The organism is Bifidobacterium minimum (assembly GCF_000741645.1).
GTDB classification, from domain to species: Bacteria; Actinomycetota; Actinomycetes; order Actinomycetales; family Bifidobacteriaceae; genus Bifidobacterium; species Bifidobacterium minimum.
The window spans coordinates 19,025-36,791 of the sequence record NZ_JGZD01000005.1; the positions used below are offsets into that span (position 1 = coordinate 19,025).

Sequence of the window (17,767 nt, forward strand, 5' to 3'; positions counted from 1 at the left end):
GCTTATGGCGCCATCCGCGCGACGATATCCGTTCACGCCTCCCCTTCGGCCACGAAAGGTGCGATAATGTCCAGCATGGGATTTGTTTCGAACGATTTCTGGCATGACGCCGTTAACAAGGCGACCACCGATCTTTTCACCTTCGGATACCGTCATGTCGTCAAGCCACATATGGTCTTCTCCATCCCCCCGGACGAGGCGCACGAGCGGATGATCGCCTTCTGCCGCACGACGGGACGGATCGCCCCCCTGATGTGGCTTCTCAGTGAGATGCTCGACTACACGGACCCGGTTCTGGAGACCACCGTCATGGGCATCGACTTCACGAACCCCCTGGGGCTTTCGGCCGGATTGGACAAGAACTGCGATATGGCGACCGTTCTCGACCACGCGGGATTCGGGTTCGAGACGATCGGCTCGACCACATCCCGCCCGTGCGACGGCAATGAGCGTCCCTGGTTCCACCGCCTTCCCGAATACGATTCGATGCTGGTTCATGTGGGGCTGGCGAACGACGGCAGCGCCGCGGTGATCGACAGGGCCGAACGGGCGTGGGCGGAATCGCGGGGAATGCAGATATCCGTGTCCATCGCACGGACCAACGACGACAAGGTCGGCGATCTCGACGAAGGGATCGAGGACTACAGGATCTCGCTGGAGCGCGCGGCGAACCGCACCGCCATGGTGGAAGTCAACATCTCCTGCCCCAACACCCGGGCCGGGGAGCCCTTCTGCGACCCCGACAACCTCGACAGGCTTTTCGACGTCCTCGACGGCGTGGATCGCAGGCAGCCCACAATGGTGAAGATGCCATTCGACCTTCCGTGGCCGCGGTTCCGGGAGCTTCTCGAGGTCCTCACCGAGCATGACGTCCAGGGCGTTACCCTGGCCAATCTTCGGAAGGACCGCGAAGGCATCGCGGTTCCACGGGAATGGCTGGGCGGGCTGTCGGGATCGCCGACCTACCGGCGTGGCAACGAACTCATCCGGAGGACATACCGCGAGTTCGGCGACAGGCTCACCGTCGCCGGCGTGGGAGGCGTCTTCACGCCAGCGCAGGCCTATGAGAAGATCAGATGCGGTGCATCACTGGTGATGTTCATATCCTCTCTGATGTACCGGGGCCCCCAGCAGATCACCGTCCTCAAACGAGGTCTGGCCGAGCTCCTCCGCCGCGACGGATTCGACGCCGTGTCGCAGGCGGTTGGCATCGACGCATAGGCGATAACGCGGCCACGCGCGACGGCGTTCCGCATTGCGTCACATCCTGCGTCAGAACGCGCCGCGCTGATAGGGGAAGGGATAGGGCGCGTCCTTCGCGTCGATCCCCAGCTTGTGCGCGGCACGCAACGGCCAGTACGGGTCACGGAGCGCGGCCCTGCCGATCTCCACGGCATCGGCGTCATGATTGCGCAGAATCCTCTTGGCCTGTTTGGGCTTGGTGATGAGTCCGACCGCGGTGACGGGAACATCCGCCCCCTGCCTGACCTTTCTGGCGAACGGCACCTGATATCCCGGTTCCACGGGAACGGCGACGCCGGGAACGATCCCCCCGGTGGACACGTCGATCAGGTCGACGCCACGCGAGGCGAGCGTCCTCGACAATGCGATCGTCTGATCCAGATCCCATCCCCCCGGAGCCCAATCGGTGGCGGAAACACGGACGAACAGAGGCATATCCTCCGGGATCACCGCGCGAACGGCATCCACGACCCGGATGAGAAGCAGCGCGCGTCCCTCCAGATCGCCGCCGTACTCGTCGTCGCGATGATTGACCAGGGGATCGAGGAACTGCGAGATCAGATATCCATGAGCCGCATGGATCTCGACGAACTGGAATCCCGCGGCCACCGCCCGGGTCGCCGCCGACGCGAAATCGCTGATAACCGCCCGTATGCCCTCGCCGTCCAGAGCCCGAGGAGCCGCATAGCGGCCATACGGGTCGGCGGATGGCCCCACGGTCTCCCAGCCACCTTCCTCAGGTGGAACCGTCTCGGCGATATGGCCGGTCGGAACGCATCCCGTGGACCCCTTCCGTCCGGCATGGTTGAGCTGCACCCCCATGGCCGCGCCCGCATCGCGGACATCCCTGACGATCCAGCGCCACGCCTCCACCTGATCGTCGTTCCATAGTCCGACGTCGCATGGCGATATACGCCCCTCTGGGCTGACCGCCGTGGCCTCCGCGATGATCAGGCCGAATCCGCCCATCGCCCTGGAGACGTAATGCTGATAATGAAAAGGAGTGGGCTTCCCGTCCCGTGCGAAAACGGAATAGGTGTCCATGGGAGGCAACCAGATGCGGTTGCGCACCCTCATGCCCCGAATGGACATGGGATCGAAAAGATCCGGCCCCTTTGAACCATGGATGGCTCCCCCATGGGAACCGGACTTGTGTGAATACTGCGTCGACTTGGCCATTTGGTCTCCCTTCACGACATCACACCCTCTCCCATTGTAGGGGCGGAGACGTCACCGGGAGGCACCTGCGGAGAATATTCCCGCCGTTCGGACAAGCGCTCAGTTCGTGCTGTATGACGTCTTGGTGAACTTCGTGGCGGGCGTTCCGTAACTGTTGTCCTGCGCGATGTTCGCGGACTGCAGATAGGTGTCCATGAACTCCTTCCACGCGGGAGCGGCGATGTATTCGCCGTACCATGTGGAGTGCGTGACGCCATTGATCGTCTTGCCCGTGAAGTCCACCTGGTATTCGGCATTGCCCACTGCGACGAAGGACGCCACCTGCGGCACGAATCCGCCCGTGAGCATGTAGTTCTCCTCGTTGGTTCCCGTTTTGGCGAACGTTTTGCGCTTATTGTTCAGCTGGGTGACGGAGGCGACACCATCCGACCGGACGACGCCCTGGTTCATGGCATATGCCACCGTCTGGGCCACATCCTCGGGAATGGCCTGATGGCAGTTCGCGCTGGGGACCTTGAGCTGGTTGCCCGCTGCGTCGAGGACCTTGGTCATCGCGATCGGCGTGCACTCGACGCCCTTCGCCGCGATCGTCGCATAGACGTTGGCCATGGTCAGGGGCGAGGCCTGCACGGCTCCGATCACCATCGGCGCATTGAAGGAGTTGCTGGAGTACACGTCCTCCTCCCCCTCCGGGGAGTTCTCGTATCCCATAGTCTTCGCGGTGTCCGCGATGGCGCACAGTCCGATAACCGAGGCCATGGCCGCCTGCGTCGTGTTGTGAGAGTGGACCAGGGCCAGGAAGGGCGACTCGGGGTTCACCGTCGAGCCGTCGGCGTTGTGCACGGACCAATAGCCGGAGAACTTGTGCTGACCGCACTTGAACTTGCTGATGTTATAGACGGTCGAAGTGGAAAGATACTGGTTGATGGAATGCCCCGCCAGCATCCACGCGACCATGTTGATCGGCTTCCATGTGGATCCGACGGGCCATCCCATTCCGCCGCCGTCCTTCTGATCGACCGCATAGTTGATCGCCGTCTTGGTGGGATCGTCGCGGGCGGCATCGGTCGCGTCATAGGTGCGGTTGATGCCGAATCCCAGAACCTCCCCCGTGCCGGGGCGTATGGCCGCGATGGCCACCTCGAACTGGCTGGGGTCATTGACGGGGATGGTGTCCCTCGCCGTCTTCATGGCCGCGGCGTTGGCTTTCACGTCCATGGTGCTGTATATGTCGAGCCCGCCCTGATTGAGAAGCCGCACGCGCTCGGCGCGGGTCTTGCCGAACTCCTTCGAATTGAGGATCTGGTTGGTGACGTAGTCGCAGAAGAAGGCCGCGTCCCCCGCGGACTGGCACCCCGAGTTCAGCTCGACGTCCTGGATGTCGAGCGTCTTGACCAACGGCGTGGCCCGGGCCTCGTCATGCTGCTTCTTGGTGATGAATCCCTGCTGATACATGAGGTCGAGCACGATGTTGCGCTGCTTCTCGGCCTCCGGCTGGTTGGCCTTGACCGAGGGGTCGTACTGGGTCGGGTTCTTCGTGATCGCCGCGATGGTCGCGGACTGCACGACGTTGAGATCCTTCGCGCTGACGTTGAAGTACCGTTTGGCCGCGGCCTCCACCCCGTAAAGGCTGTTGCGTCCGAACTGGGCGATGTTGAGATACCCCTGGAGGATCTCGGCCTTGGTGTATTTGCGTTCCATCTGCACCGCGATGAGCATCTCGCGGATCTTCCTGGCCACGGTGTCCTCGGATGCGTGGTACTCCGCTATCGGGTCGTCATCCTCCTGCGCCTGCACCAGAAGAACGTTCTTGACGTACTGCTGGGTGAGGGAGGATCCGCCCTGGGTATCGCCCTTCTTGATATACGTCTGGACGAAGGCCCTCAGAACCCCCTGAACGTCCACGCCCTTGTGCTGGAAGAACCGCTTGTCCTCACGCGCGACGACGGCCTTCTGCATGTAGGAGGAAATGCTTTTGATGGGAACCACCACACGGTTCTGCGCGTAGAAGGACGCGATCACCGTCTTGCCGTCGGAGGCGAAGATCCGGGACTTCTGCGGAAGACTCGTCACATCGAAATCGATGCCCTCCACCGACAGGGAGGGCAGAGTCGCCTTCACCGTGCCGTTAATCGCGACCGCCGCCGGCAGAAGAGCCAGACTGGCGACGACGCCCCCCGCGAAGCACAGCATCACGTAGGCGAGAAGCAGCGCGAAGACGCGCTTGAGTGTCAGGGAGCTCTTCTTCTTTGGCATGCTGACCATTCTATGACCGACAGTCTACCGAAGGAGGAACATGCGCAGCCTATCCCCAATCCCTCACAACCTGAGGGCTGGACGAACGATTTCCCGATGATTGCCGCATGTTTTCCGAACGCGGTCCATCACGCGTACAACAGCCTCCGAGCGTGAGACTATCTGCGCGCGCGGCGGATGAGCATCCCCGGCTGATAGATGATAATCGACCGCCCCTCGCGAGCTATCCATCCGCGACTGGCGAAATCCATCAGCGCCTTGTTCACCGTCTCGCGGGACGATCCCACCAGCTGGGCCATCTCCTCCTGCGTCAGATCATGAGGGACGAGAATGCCCTCCTCCACCGGCCTGCCGAATCTCTCGCCCAGATTGATCAGGGTTTTGGCCAATCGTCCGGGGACGTCCATGAACACCAGATCGGATATGCGCTCGTTGTTCGCCCTCATGCGATTGGCGAGCACCTGAAGCATGTCTATGGCGACGCGCGGATGCTCATTGAGCCATGCGAACAGAACGTCATGCTCAAGCCAGACGACCTGCGTGGCGTTGGACATGGCCACCGCGGAGGCGGTGCGGGGACCTCCGGAGGGATCGAAAACCGGTATCTCCCCCAGAACATCCCCGTGGGCGTGGATGCTCAGCAGCTGCACGCGGTTGTCGGAGGACTGACGGATGAGCTTGACCCTCCCCCTTTCCAGCAGATACATACGCTGATCGGTGTCGCCCTCGCGGAATATGCACTCCCCCTTGAGACATGTCCTGCGGCGAAGATGCGACAGAAGCTCACGGGACTGATCCGGTGGAACCTGCTTGAAGAGGGCGGCGTGAAGCAGGGCGTTGTCGTCGTCCTCATCCGGAATCGCGTTCGGCTTCAGCGCATTCATCGCCACTTCCAGTCCTCCTCGACTACGAATCGTCCATGATCCCGCATCATTCTACCGCCCTCATGGAAACCGCCGCCGACCCGATGAGACGCGCGACGAGGTCGCTCCTGTCCAAACCGGTCTGCGAGCGCAGCGGATCGACGCGTTTGGCGGCGGAGCGGACGGCTTTGTCGGCGAACTTCTCCGCGGAGGGCGTCAGTACGCGCGACATGGTCCGCGCATCGATGTCATAGGCCATCGTGACGTGATGCAGGACGGATCCCGGCCCGTCACCGCTGGCCGGGAAACGGCGTTGAGCGGCTCCTCCGATCTTTCCCTTGGGGGAGGCGATGTCGTTCACGCCCGAGAAGAAGGCGTCCATGCCGAGATCCCCCAGCGCGTCGACGAGCCACTGGTCGCAGAGCCTGTACGATTCCTCGATTGTCACGTCGGAGACGAACGACAATGGGGCGATCAGGGAATAGGTGATCGTGTTTCCCGGTTCGATGAACATGGCACCCCCGCCCGTGCATCGTCTCACGACGGAAAAGCCTCCGCGCCGGGCGGCATCCCGATCGACCTCGGCGTCCAGGGACTGGAAGCGCCCGATGACCACCGCGGACGACGCCCATTCCCAGAACCGCAGCGTCGGTCCCATCTCGCCTCTGGCGGCCAGACGCGCCCATCTCTCATCGGTGTCCATCTGATCCTGAGGGGACCGCGGGTGATCGTGGATGATGCGCGGATGAAGCGACGATAGCCTCAGACGCCGCGCGGCCTCATCCATGGAACCGCGCGGTCTCCCAGGCATCCGCGCTCCACGGCCGGATGAAAAGCCGTCATTCGCGGTCATTGGCCCATCAGGGACTTCGTGAGCGACGGATCCGTGGGCAACGGATCCGTGAATCGACTCTGACCCGCATGAAGAGGCGGCGAGGACGGCCCTGCGAAAGGCACGCTCCACGGCATCCGCATCGACGCCGATCATCCGCACATCGGGATAACGCGCGAGCACATCAGCCACGGAACCACCGTGGACCAGCGTCTCGGCGAGCTCATCCAGCAACCCACTAGAACGCTCGTCGGACGGAGAATCCATGAAGAAATCACCATCGATACGGCACGATTGGGGTGTGCCATCGGCCGACAGCGTCACGTCGACCCCCACCAGTTTTCCGCCGGGTACCTTGTATGTCGCACGCATAGAACGAAGAGGTTCCCCTAATCCCTGAGCTCCACGCCTTTGGCGTCACGATGCCACGGAGACCCCCAATTCGATGAGAGGATGAGGATCCCTTCGATCAACGACCAGACAACCGCGACGATGGGGCCAACGACGATGATCCACCCGACGATCGTCAGCAGCAGCTGGGCTATGGCCTTGCCCGTATACCCCAGATAGAAATTGTGGACTCCCAATCCCCCCAGAAAAATCGCCAGCAGCCCGGCGACGATCTTCTCTCTCGGTACATATCCGTAGGGGACGCCCGCGGGCGTCTGCCCGGGATAGGATCCGTAGGGCTGCTGGTATCCCGGCATGGGACCGGTGGGCCCGGACTGGTAGTTCGGCGCGTTCTGGTACTGGGGGGAACCCTGATCCGGGGGATTCCCGTACTGCCCGTACTGGGGGTTCTGCTGCTGCGACGCCTGATACTGCGGAGCGCCCTGGTCGTAGTCGTAGGAGAATCCTTGATTGGAGGTGGATCCCTGACCGGGGGTGGGCCCCTGACCGGGGACGCCCTCCTGACCGGAGGTGCCGGGATTGGTGAATTCGCTCATACGTCAACGATAGACCATCGCGAAGTCCGTAAATCTCCGCTCACGGTCAGAATCTTCTCTCCGATCAGATCCTGGCGAGAATATCGGCGGCCACCTGATCGGTCGAACGCGACGTGGATCCCGACTCCTCGATGTCGGCCTCGACGGCCCCGTCGATGGCGTCAGCGGGACCATCGAAGCCCAGATGACGCAGAAGCATCGCCGCGGACAGCACCGCCGCGGTGGGATTGGCCAGACCCCGTCCCGCGATGTCGGGCGCGGACCCGTGGATCGGCTCGAACATCGACGGGTAGTCGTTCGTCGCGTTGATGCAGCCCGAGGCCGAATACCCCACGCCTCCCACGACCGCGCCCGCCTCGTCGGTGAGGATGTCGCCGAAGAGGTTGTCGGTCAGGATGACGTCGAACCGCGATGGCTGGGACACAAGGAAGATGGTCGCCGCGTCGATGTGCAGATAGTCATGGTCGACCTCGGGAAACTCCTTCGCGACGCGGTCGACGATCCTCTGCCACATATCGCCGGCATTGACCAGCACGTTCTTCTTGTGGACGAGAGTCACGTGGCGGCGGCGGCGCATGGCCAGCTGGAACGCGTACCGGACCACCCTCTCGACGCCGTACGCGGTGTTGATCGACACCTCGGTCGCGACCTCCGCCGGAGTGTCACGGCGAATCGCCCCGCCTGCGCCGCAATACAGACCCTCAGTCCCCTCGCGAACGACGACGAAATCGACGTCACCGGGATCGGACAACGGCGAAGTCACTCCGCGGTACAGCTTGGATGGACGGAGATTCACATACTGGTCAAGGGCGAACCTCAGTTTGAGAAGAAGCCCGCGCTCCAATATCCCGGCCTTGATGCGCGGATCGCCAACCGCGCCCAGCAGTATCGCGTCCTTGCCCTTGATGCGTTCCAGATCCTCATCGGGGAGGATCTGACCGTCGCGCAGATACCGTTCCGCACCCAGATCGAACGACTCGTAATCGAGATCGACCATGCCCTCGGTCGCCTTGTCCAGCGCCGCCTGCGCCACGGGGGTGACTTCCTTGCCGATTCCGTCGCCGGGGATGACCGCAATGCGCAATGTCTTCTTATCAGTGCCCATAGCTCGGCAGACTACCCGACTTCCTCGTGGTGTCCACGAAGTGGTTCGGGGAATGGACACTCCATGGACGTCACGCGACCATCACCACGATCACCGGATCTAACGGGTGATCCCCATGACGTCAAGACACCAGGCGTTCTCGAAGGCAAGATCCTCCCACTGACGGTATCGGCCGGAAGCCCCTCCGTGCCCGGCCTCGACCTCGATCCTCTCGATCGCGTCAACGCCCACGGCCTGGAGGCTGGCCACCCATTTCAGGGGCTCGACGACCAGAACCCTGGTGTCGTTCATGGAAGTGGTCACCAGTATGCGCGGGAAATGGCGCGCCTCATCCGGGGTCCGCGGAACGTTCTCGTACGGCGAATAGGACTTCATATACCGATAGACCTCCTCGTCGTGCAACGGGTCACCCCACTCATCCCATTCGGTCACCGTCAGGGGAAGGGACGGATCCAATATCGAGGTCAGCGCGTCGACGAACGGGACATCGGCCTCGATGCCGGCGTACAGCGAAGGCGCCATATTCGCCACGGCACCCATAAGAAGACCTCCCGCGGACCCACCGTTGGCCACCGTCGTGGCGGGCGTCCCCCAGCCCTGGCGCTGGAGCCCCTCGGTCACATCCACGAAATCCTCGAAGGTGTGTTTCTTGGACAGACGACGCCCCTGCTCATACCAGGCGCGCCCCATCTCGCCGCCGCCACGGACGTGGGCGACCGCATAGAGCACCCCGCGATCAAGGAAATTCAGTCTCGCCGTCGAAAAACCCGGATCCGAACTGATCTCATAGGCCCCGTATCCCGTGATGAACATCGGGGCCGCCGAACCGTCCGGACGGCGCCCGCCGGACAGAAGGTCGCGTCGCCAGGCCAGGGAGAGGGGGATCCGCTCGCCATCGCGCGCGGTGATCCATACGCGGCGCTCGGCATAGTTCCGTGGATCGAAGCCGCCGGGAACCTCCGCGCACTTGAGAAGACGATCCTCGCCACCGACCGGATCGTACTCGTGAAGCTCTCCGGGTCTGGTGAGCGACGTGAAGGAGTATCTCACGCGCGGCGCGTCATACGAGGGGTTCCCCGACATGCCCACCGAATACAGGCGACCCTCGTCCTCGGCCATATCGTCATTCGTCAGTTCGGGGACGACGACCTCCCTGAATCCCCACGGGCGTCCGGCCCGATAGTCCTCGACGGCCTCGCGCTTGGATATCACGGCCATATGCGGCAGTCCCTGGGCGCGATAGGCCATCACGACATAGTCGCGGCGCACCGACATGCCATCCAGCGTCAGACCACGAGCGCCGCGCAGAACGGCGGGATTGCGCGGATCGTCGTAGGACGTTCCGGCCGGAAGCGCGGACGCGCCGGGAATCACGGCATCCCCCTTCTCGCACCCGTAGGGCGATCCCTGCGCCACGACGATCCCCTCGCCCAGGGAATACGGGGGACGATGCGACCGGAGATCCACCACATCGAACTCGAAATTGGGATTGACGACGTTGTGGTAGACCACCGCTATGGGGACGTCCTCCCCGGAATCCCCCGCGCCCTCCAGCGTGGAGAACCCCACGCTGTATTCGATTCCCTCGCGCCGGGGTATGAACACCTCGAACTCGCCCTGCGGATCGTGCACGTCCAACGTCCACATCTCCGAGGTCGTTTTCGAATCCACGCTGATGACGATAAGCGACTCGTCGAAACTCATGCCGACGGATATCCAGAACCGCTCGTCCCGCTCCCTGTACACCTCGACATCGGCGCTCTGGTCCGTTCCGACGCGATGACGCCATATCGCGCAGGGACGCCACGCGTCATCCACCTCGACCGTGAACACCCAGCGGCCATCGGGCGTCAGACAGGCCCCTCCCAACGACGTGAGACGATCAGGCAGATCCTCGCCCGTCGTCAGATCCCGGACGCGGAAGTCATAGCGCTCGTTGCCCGTGACGTCAACCCCGTAGAGCATCCGACGGCCATCCCTACTGACGTCCATTCCCCCCAGACGGAAGAAGTCATGCCCCTCGGCCTCCGCGTTCGCATCGAAGATGATCTCCTCGCCGGGAAGCGAGCCGGGAACGGACGACGGATCAACGACGGGAGGGTCCCAATCGTCATCCGACCTCACGGGGATGCGGCACTGCATGCCGTATTGGCGGCCTTCGACGGTCCTGCCGAAATACCAATAGCCGTCCACGCGAACGGGGACGGACATGTCCGTCTCCTGAACATGCGATCTGATCTCCTCGAAAAGCGTCGTCCGCAGCGTCCGGAGATGGGCCGTTCGGGCCCGGCAGTACTCGTTCTCGGCCCGGACGTACTCCGCCACGGCGGGGTCCTCGGAGTTCCTCATCCATTCATAGGGGTCCTGGACAACGTCGTGATGATGGATCCGGGCCCGCGGAAGGATCCTCGCCACAGGAGGCTCCGGCACATCATGGTCCATGACGCTCCCGCGCCCATGCTCATTGGTCATGACGGCCATTGTAGGCATCGGCCCCCCGTACGCCTCGCCGCCGGACGTACGGGCCACGGCATCCTCGCGGGCCGGTCGGCGCGTGACCGTCCCCTGCGCATGGCGGACAGCCGCCGCGCCTCAGCGGAACTGGCGGAGGAAGGGGATCATCGTCGACATCAGGTTCGCGCCGGTCGTTCCCATGAACACCGGAACGTCCGTGACCGGAGCGGGCTGCGTTGTCGCCACGCCCGACACGCCGCCCCAGGGGCCCGACTCGCGCGGGCTGAGCTGGCGGATGGCGATCGCCAGAACCCTTCCCGGATATCTTCTGGCGATGGTGGCGTAGGTCGTCGGATCCCGCTGGCCGTCGTCCCCGATGAGGATGAACCTCATCGCGGGGAAATCCGCCATAAGCTGCTCGGCGAACTCCAGCTTGTGCTGCACTCCGGTGGGGACGAACGTCTTCGGTCGAGGATCCAGATCGCGCAGCAGCAACGGACCCTGCGGATATCCGTGGTCGGCGATGAAATGTCGGATGGATCCCTCCACATTCCACGGTGACGTCGACAGATAGAAGAACGGCGCCTCGGGGAAGAGGTCGGATATGCGGGTGAACAGCGCCCCCATGCCCGGGACCGGAACCCTTTTGCGCGGATTGAGGAGAAGAAGGTTGTAGGCCGCTTTCCACAACGTCGGCGCCTGCGTGACCATAATCGTATCGTCGACGTCGGAGATGACCCCGACCGGCGTTCCCGGAGCGATGGTGAACAGATTCGCGTGGACCGGGGCCCTGCCATGAACGCGATACGACACATCGTGGATTCCCGGGGACAGGCGACGTTCGGCGACCAGATCGAGATAGCCGGCCGCATCGGACGCGGCCGATCTGCTATCCGTACGCACGGAGGGGTCGACCTTGTCATAGACCTCCGACGCCCCGATCTGCACCGTCTCCACCGGAATCCGATCGATGGCGATGCGCACCCTCACCCGTGGCGCGGGAACCGTGAGCATTCCGCGGATCCCCCTATTGGCCATACCGGAGCGCGGTCTGGCCGGACCGTACACCGTGCGGCACACCAGCCGCGAATAATCGTCCGTGCCGTATCCAACATAGGGCTCGACGCGCTCCCGCCATCCAAGATTGCGCACGAAGAAGGTGGATATTCTCAGCCACAGTCCGAAAACACGCGTGATGATCCGACGTGCGAGCCGGACCACGGGCGGTTTGGCCTCGATGCGTTCATGGCGTGACGCGGCATCGAAGATGGTCATCACCCGTCGTGCCGGAATAGGCACGGTCGGCATATCGTCGGACGGTTCGGAGGCTGGTTTCACGATGTCGCCACTTCCCTCGCTCATGACTGAATGATGCGTGTGTACTCTTCCGATGTCAACATGTCGGGCTCGTTGTCATCCAAGGCGATTTTGATCAGCCATCCCTCCCCATAGGGATCATTGTTGACAAGCGCCGGATCGTCCGAAACCTCGGTGTTCACCGCACGCACAACGCCCGCGACCGGAGACACCAGCGGCTGCACGGCCTTGGAGGATTCCAGTTCCACGACCTCGTCCCCCGCCTGGACCGTATCCCCGACCTCGGGGAGATCCACATAGACCAGTTCGCCCAACTGGTCGGCCGCGTACTCGGTGATTCCTATGACCGCGGGATCGACGGAATCGTCGATCCATGCGTGCTCCTGCGAGTAGCTCAGCTGCTCGGGAACATCGATTCGTCCGGGGCGATCTGTCTCATCAGTGCTCATAGACACAGGATACCGCGGGCATCGGCCGTCACCACGTCACGGACGTCGTCGGCGCGTGCGCGCTCACCGCACCGACGACGATGGCGCCGTCCCAGTGAATTGGACGCGGGTGCCTTTGGGACAGTTCGTGTATATCCACTGCGCGTCGGAGGAGTACATATCGACGAACGAAGAGGATGGGGCGGACGACGGATTCCCCGTCTTGATGCTTTCGTCGCTCCAGGAAGCCGACAGAAACGCCTGGGACGAGCCGTAATAGGTCACCCAGGCAGCAGAGGACGATGAGGCGCTAGTCGAAGCCCCGCCATCACCCGTCTTCGACGACGACACGCTCACCGAGGCTTTCTTGGCCGTCTTGACCACATGACTCTGAGTCGATCCCTCCGCTGCCCCCTGTCCCGCCGAGACCAGGAACCGCGCGGCGACACGGGACCCCTTGTACACGGTGGCGGTCTGCGCGCTCAGATCCACGACGATCCGCATGTCGACGACCACCGTAGATTTTCCATGGGGCTGGGTGGTGGTCGTCGCCGAGAACGAACCCGACGTCCCCGACTTCACGGCGGAATGGAGGGAATCCACGAGCTCGTCGACGTTGGACACCGTCACGCCATCGACTCCCTTGACGTCGACCATGACGGTTTTGCCGGAGCCGTCGACGATGTCCTTCTCGTTCACCATCGTCCTTCCCACGCTTGAGGGAAGCTTCTTCTCCAGATACTCCCTTATCGCGTCCCGACTGTAGCTCAGCGAGATGGTCCCCTTGACGGAGTTCCCCTTCGCCACCACCCATGAGGCGATCGTCGCGCGGTCCACGTCGAGCCGTCGGCCCCCACCGGTGACCGACAACGACAGACCCAGACGCGAGTTCGCCTTCTGCGCCGCCGCCGTCGCCGTCTCGATCGACACTGGCATCTCCGCACGCTCATAGCGGAAGGTGACATCCTTGAAGCTCCCCGGATCGGACACCACGTCATCGATGGCGTCCCTGATCACCGTGGACTGCGGGGCCTTGCCGGGAAGCCCTCCATTGACGATGAAGACCTTGTGAAACTTGTCATAGCCGATGGTGGAGGCGACCGGCCTGTCGGCCTTGCGCACGAACCGTTTCGTCAGATACTCGGATAGGGCCGTGTCATCGCGCGACACCGTCAGGTCGACCGATTCGCCGGTGAACGGCATGTACCTCAGGAAGACGTTCGAGTTCCTTTTGGCCGACAGGATGGATCGGACCGTCGGCGCGACCTTCACGGTCACCCCGAGATCCTCCAGCGTGGCCTTCGCGGACTGCGAGTCGCCGTCCGAAAGGTTCAGGCCGGTCCGTTTCGCCGCCCGCGTCACCGTATCCTTGAGCTGCGCGGACGTCATGCCCGCCACCGACGATCCGGCGAACGTGACTCCCGGAAGGGCGCGGTCGCGATAGTGGGATTCGGCAAGGCGGAGACCGATGCCGACGGCGAGCGCGCACAAAGCGCAGACGACGGCGAAAACCACCAGCCCGATGCTCTGTCTCTTCGATTCGCGCTTCCTCACCACCTCCTCGTCGGTCACGTCCGAGACGGCGGACAGCGGCATGGGCTCATCGTCCACATCCTCGTAGTAAACATCGCCGGAGTCGGGATAGTCGGCACCGGGATAGTCGGGATCGGGATAGTCGGGATCGGGATAGTCGGCACCGTCATGCACGTGCCCCCCCGAACGGGAGGATCGGCCGACGCCATCGCCCGTACCGACGCCATCGCCCCCACCGTCACCATCATGGTTGAAGCCACGCCCACCATCGATCATCGTGTGACCCTCCGTCCATGTCTCGTGTCCTCGCCGACGATCAGTCCAATTCCCGACCGTACCATTGTTCGATCATGTACCGCGCTATGGTCGCCCTTCCGGGAGCCACCATCGTCTCTGACGTCAACGCGTCGGAATACTCCTCACGTGACATCCACCGCGCGTCCACCGTCTCCCTATCATCAACGTGGATGTCGATGCTTCTCGCCCGGGCCGTGAAGGCGACCATCAACGACGCCGGATAGGGCCACGGCTGGGATCCCAGATAGCGGACCTCGCCCAGTCCGACCCCCGTCTCCTCGCGAGCCTCGCGCCGGGCCGCGTGCTCCAGGTTCTCCCCCGACTCGACGAATCCCGCCGACACCGAGTACAGACGATCGTCATCCCACTCGGCGTTGTGCTGCAGAAGAAGACGGTCGTCGCCGTCGACGACCGACGTGATGACCGCGGGCTCGACCCTTGGGAACAGCAGGTGGTGGTCATCGCCACGGCATCGCTGCCCCCATCCCGACAGTGCCGCCACGACCGTCGCCCCGCACATCGGACAGAACGACTGCCTCGAATGCCATACGCTCAATGAGCTCGCCGTCGTCGCAAGCCCCGCGTCACGCGCCGACGCATGAGGGGCGACGTCACGGAGAGACACCCAATCGAAACGCATCCTCATCCGCTCAAGGATGGCTTCGGGCCCCGCGTCCCCCTCCCGGCCGGCGTCCGATGAGCCGATGTCCACGGCCACCACCGACGCGCGGGAGTCCCCCCGAGGGTACGACCCCAGATACATCCATATGACGTTCCGCTCCTCTCCCAGCCACGTTCGTGCATAGGGGCCGGGGATGGTCGCCAGACGCACACGCGCCGATCTCATGACCAGACGACTGGCCTGTCCTCGAGGCACAGCCAGCTTCCCCGCGCACACGGCGACAACCGACGTGGATGGATCGGCGAGCGCGTCCGGGATGAGACGGGGATCGGCACGGCGATCCACCTGATAGTCGACGTCGCCCTGCGCGAGAGGCAGGAAGGGCAGGGGCATCGCCGTGGCGAAGGAGGGAGGTACCGCCATCAGCCGTTGACCCGCTCGGCCAGATCGACAAGAGCTCCGGCGACGGTACGCGGATGCTCGAACGCGCTGAAATGACCGCAGTCCTCCACCACGGTGAAGGCGCAGCTCGTCGAGGTCATCGCGGCGGCCATGGACCGCATGGAATCAACGGAGCTTGAGGGATCCCTGTCCCCCACGACGATGGCGGCCGGCGCGGTCACCGATCCCAGCTGATCGGTCAGATCGTCCCTGCCCGCGGCCATGCGCTGACGCCAGGCGATGCCCTCCGGCGTCTGCTCGGCAATCCATTCGGAGAACGGAACGATGAAATCCTGCGATCTCTTGACCGTCGAATCCCCCTCCTTCGGCTCGGCGAAGTGCCGGACAGGAGACACGTCGTGGCGGGACAGTGCCAAGGATGCGCAATCCAACCTCCCCTGGCGAGCCCGTGGCGGATCGACGCCGACCCTGGTGTCGCATAACGCCAGGCCTTCGACCATATCGGGATGCCGCCGCTGCATATCGGCAGCCACATATCCTCCCATGGAGAGCCCCACCCAGATGGCTCCGGAGAAACCGGCATCGGACACCAGACGCGCATAGGCGTCCGTGAGATTGTCCAGGGCGTCCGGATACGAACCGTCATCCGCCATGTTCCCGGTGTCGTGGTCGTCGGGAACGGGAGAGTCCCCGGAGCCCGGCATGTCGGGGGCCCAGACCGCGAAGGGATCCATTCCCCTTTCCTCGGACATCCGCACGATCTCCCTCCCGCAACGGTCCCACATGCGGTGATCGACGGGAAAGGCGTTGATGAGCACCATGGGGTATCCCTGGTCGGGGCCTGATACGCGGTACGGAGTGTTATGAATATCTATGGTCATAATCAACCTTCCTTGCACACGCGGGATGCCGATCCCGCCACTCGGGAGCGACCCGCGCGGGCGTTGCGTCCATGCGGGTCGTCACCATCACCCATTCAGAGGCCGGCCCAGGCCAAGGCCTGCCGGACGATGCGACCGTGGCCGTTGCCCATCTGCGAGATGACGACGTCCATCTCGCCTCTGACGGGATCGGTCCACTCGACGTCCAGCATCTCGTCCTGGGGCTTGCAGTCGCCGGCGATCGGGACCACGTAGCACAACGCGACCACGTGCTGTCGGGGATCATAGAACTCCGACACGCCCGGAGTGGGGAAGAACTCGGCGACGCTGAAGGGCGTGGGGCTCTGAGGAAGAACGGGAAGCGCTATCTCGCCCAGATCCTTGGAGATGTTGCGCACTATGGCCTCGCGGATGGTCTCGTGAAAAAGCACGCGCCCGGCGATGAGCGTGCGACTCACCGATCCGTCATCGGTCACGCGCAGAAGCGACCCGACGGCGACGACGCGACCGAAATCATCCGTCCGGACGGGGACGACCTCCACGTATGGAATCGGAGTCTGCCGGCGGACGCGCTGTATCTCGGACGCGGACAACCATCCGGGAGGATTGTCCCGGCCCGACCCCCTCACGAAATCCTCGGGGGTTATGCCGTCGAACTCTCCACGGCGACGGCCCTCGTCATAGTCGCCCTCATCGGGCACCTCATCGTTCAGGACTGGCATGCTCCCATTATCCCTCCATCGTCATGCCGGCACGTTGCCGCTACATGACATCACATGGTGCCACCTTATGGACGGTCTTATGGATGTGCCGTCAGCGGATTCGACGTTTTTTCACCAACCCTGGTGGCATGATGATGACATAACAGCGCTGCGCCGCACCGCGCATCACCCCATGAAAGGACACCCCCGATGGCAACCCAAGCCGTGACCACCCAAACATTCGAGAAAACCATCACCGACAACGACATCGTCCTCGTCGATTTCTGGGCCACCTGGTGCGGCCCCTGCCGGGCCTTCGGACCGGTTTTCGAGCAGGCCAGCGAAAAGAACCCCGACATCGTCTTCGCGAAGGTCGACGTCGACCAGAACCAGGAGCTGGCGGGCGCCGCCGGAATACAGTCCATCCCCACGCTCATGGTGTCCAAGAAGGGACAGATCATCTTCAAGCAGGCGGGCGCGCTCCGCGCCTCGGATCTTGATGATCTCATCACGCAGGCACGCAATCTGGATATGTCGAAAACGGCGGAATGACGGCGTCCGCGATGGATCGAACGACCCGGTCCGGGCCTTCCCCGGCACCGGGTCATTTGGACTCGGGCCCCCGCAGGGCTATTATGGTCGCCGGATGCGTATACCAAGTAGCCGCGTCATGCAGCCAACGTTGACGGCGGACACCCTCTTGGGTCG

General features: G+C 63.4%; 15 protein-coding genes. 2 read left to right on the plus strand and 13 right to left on the minus strand.

Annotated features, from left to right (window positions below; all coding sequences use genetic code 11):
• Positions 1–75: 75 nt before the first annotated feature.
• Positions 76–1,221 carry a quinone-dependent dihydroorotate dehydrogenase gene (locus tag BMIN_RS01230; RefSeq protein ID WP_026647638.1) on the plus strand — a complete coding sequence of 382 codons (1,146 nt, stop codon included), beginning with the start codon at positions 76–78 and terminating at the stop codon, positions 1,219–1,221.
• 51 nt (positions 1,222–1,272) lie between these two features.
• Here BMIN_RS01230 and BMIN_RS01235 read toward each other — a convergent pair whose 3' ends face one another.
• From BMIN_RS01235 to BMIN_RS01295, 13 genes are all read right to left on the minus strand, one after another.
• Entirely contained in the window at positions 1,273–2,421 is a 1,149-nt protein-coding gene (locus tag BMIN_RS01235; RefSeq protein WP_022861840.1) for an NADH:flavin oxidoreductase/NADH oxidase, read from the minus strand.
• Positions 2,422–2,520: 99 nt separating this feature from the next.
• The gene (locus BMIN_RS01240) at positions 2,521–4,677 is read right to left on the minus strand and encodes a transglycosylase domain-containing protein (RefSeq protein ID WP_022861839.1); all 2,157 of its coding nucleotides are present in this window, start codon (positions 4,675–4,677) and stop codon (positions 2,521–2,523) included.
• A gap of 158 nt (positions 4,678–4,835) precedes the next feature.
• The gene (locus tag BMIN_RS01245; RefSeq protein ID WP_022861838.1) at positions 4,836–5,561 is read right to left on the minus strand and encodes a Crp/Fnr family transcriptional regulator; all 726 of its coding nucleotides are present in this window, start codon (positions 5,559–5,561) and stop codon (positions 4,836–4,838) included.
• A 46-nt stretch (positions 5,562–5,607) separates the two neighbouring features.
• On the minus strand, positions 5,608–6,744 hold the full coding sequence (locus tag BMIN_RS01250; RefSeq protein ID WP_022861837.1) for a lipoate--protein ligase family protein: 1,137 nt from the start codon (positions 6,742–6,744) through the stop codon (positions 5,608–5,610).
• Positions 6,745–6,761: 17 nt separating this feature from the next.
• Positions 6,762–7,319, minus strand: a complete 558-nt coding sequence (locus BMIN_RS01255; protein ID WP_022861836.1) for a TM2 domain-containing protein — start codon at positions 7,317–7,319, stop codon at positions 6,762–6,764.
• 64 nt (positions 7,320–7,383) lie between these two features.
• Positions 7,384–8,424: a 3-isopropylmalate dehydrogenase gene (locus tag BMIN_RS01260; RefSeq protein ID WP_022861835.1), complete on the minus strand. Its 1,041-nt coding sequence runs from the start codon at positions 8,422–8,424 to the stop codon at positions 7,384–7,386.
• A gap of 99 nt (positions 8,425–8,523) precedes the next feature.
• A complete protein-coding gene (locus BMIN_RS01265; protein WP_241435587.1) occupies positions 8,524–10,896 on the minus strand; it encodes a S9 family peptidase in 2,373 nt (790 codons plus the stop codon).
• Positions 10,897–11,016: 120 nt separating this feature from the next.
• Positions 11,017–12,240, minus strand: coding sequence for an App1 family protein (locus BMIN_RS01270; RefSeq protein WP_022861833.1), 1,224 nt, complete (start codon positions 12,238–12,240; stop codon positions 11,017–11,019).
• Positions 12,237–12,644, minus strand: a complete 408-nt coding sequence (gene gcvH, locus BMIN_RS01275; RefSeq protein WP_022861832.1) for a glycine cleavage system protein GcvH — start codon at positions 12,642–12,644, stop codon at positions 12,237–12,239. The genes BMIN_RS01270 and gcvH overlap by 4 nt, the downstream gene beginning before the upstream one ends.
• Positions 12,645–12,707: 63 nt before the next feature.
• Positions 12,708–14,432, minus strand: a complete 1,725-nt coding sequence (locus tag BMIN_RS01280; RefSeq protein ID WP_022861831.1) for a L,D-transpeptidase family protein — start codon at positions 14,430–14,432, stop codon at positions 12,708–12,710.
• A gap of 40 nt (positions 14,433–14,472) precedes the next feature.
• On the minus strand, positions 14,473–15,498 hold the full coding sequence (gene nudC / locus BMIN_RS01285; protein ID WP_022861830.1) for an NAD(+) diphosphatase: 1,026 nt from the start codon (positions 15,496–15,498) through the stop codon (positions 14,473–14,475).
• On the minus strand, positions 15,498–16,358 hold the full coding sequence (locus BMIN_RS01290) for an alpha/beta fold hydrolase (RefSeq protein ID WP_022861829.1): 861 nt from the start codon (positions 16,356–16,358) through the stop codon (positions 15,498–15,500). Before BMIN_RS01290 ends, nudC begins: the two co-directional genes overlap by 1 nt.
• A 95-nt stretch (positions 16,359–16,453) precedes the next feature.
• A complete protein-coding gene (locus BMIN_RS01295; protein WP_022861828.1) occupies positions 16,454–17,080 on the minus strand; it encodes an NUDIX hydrolase family protein in 627 nt (208 codons plus the stop codon).
• 189 nt (positions 17,081–17,269) lie between these two features.
• Here BMIN_RS01295 and trxA point away from each other — a divergent pair, with 189 nt between their 5' ends.
• Complete coding sequence (gene trxA / locus BMIN_RS01300) at positions 17,270–17,611, plus strand: thioredoxin (RefSeq protein ID WP_022861827.1); 342 nt, start codon at positions 17,270–17,272, stop codon at positions 17,609–17,611.
• The last annotated feature ends 156 nt before the right edge of the window (positions 17,612–17,767 follow it).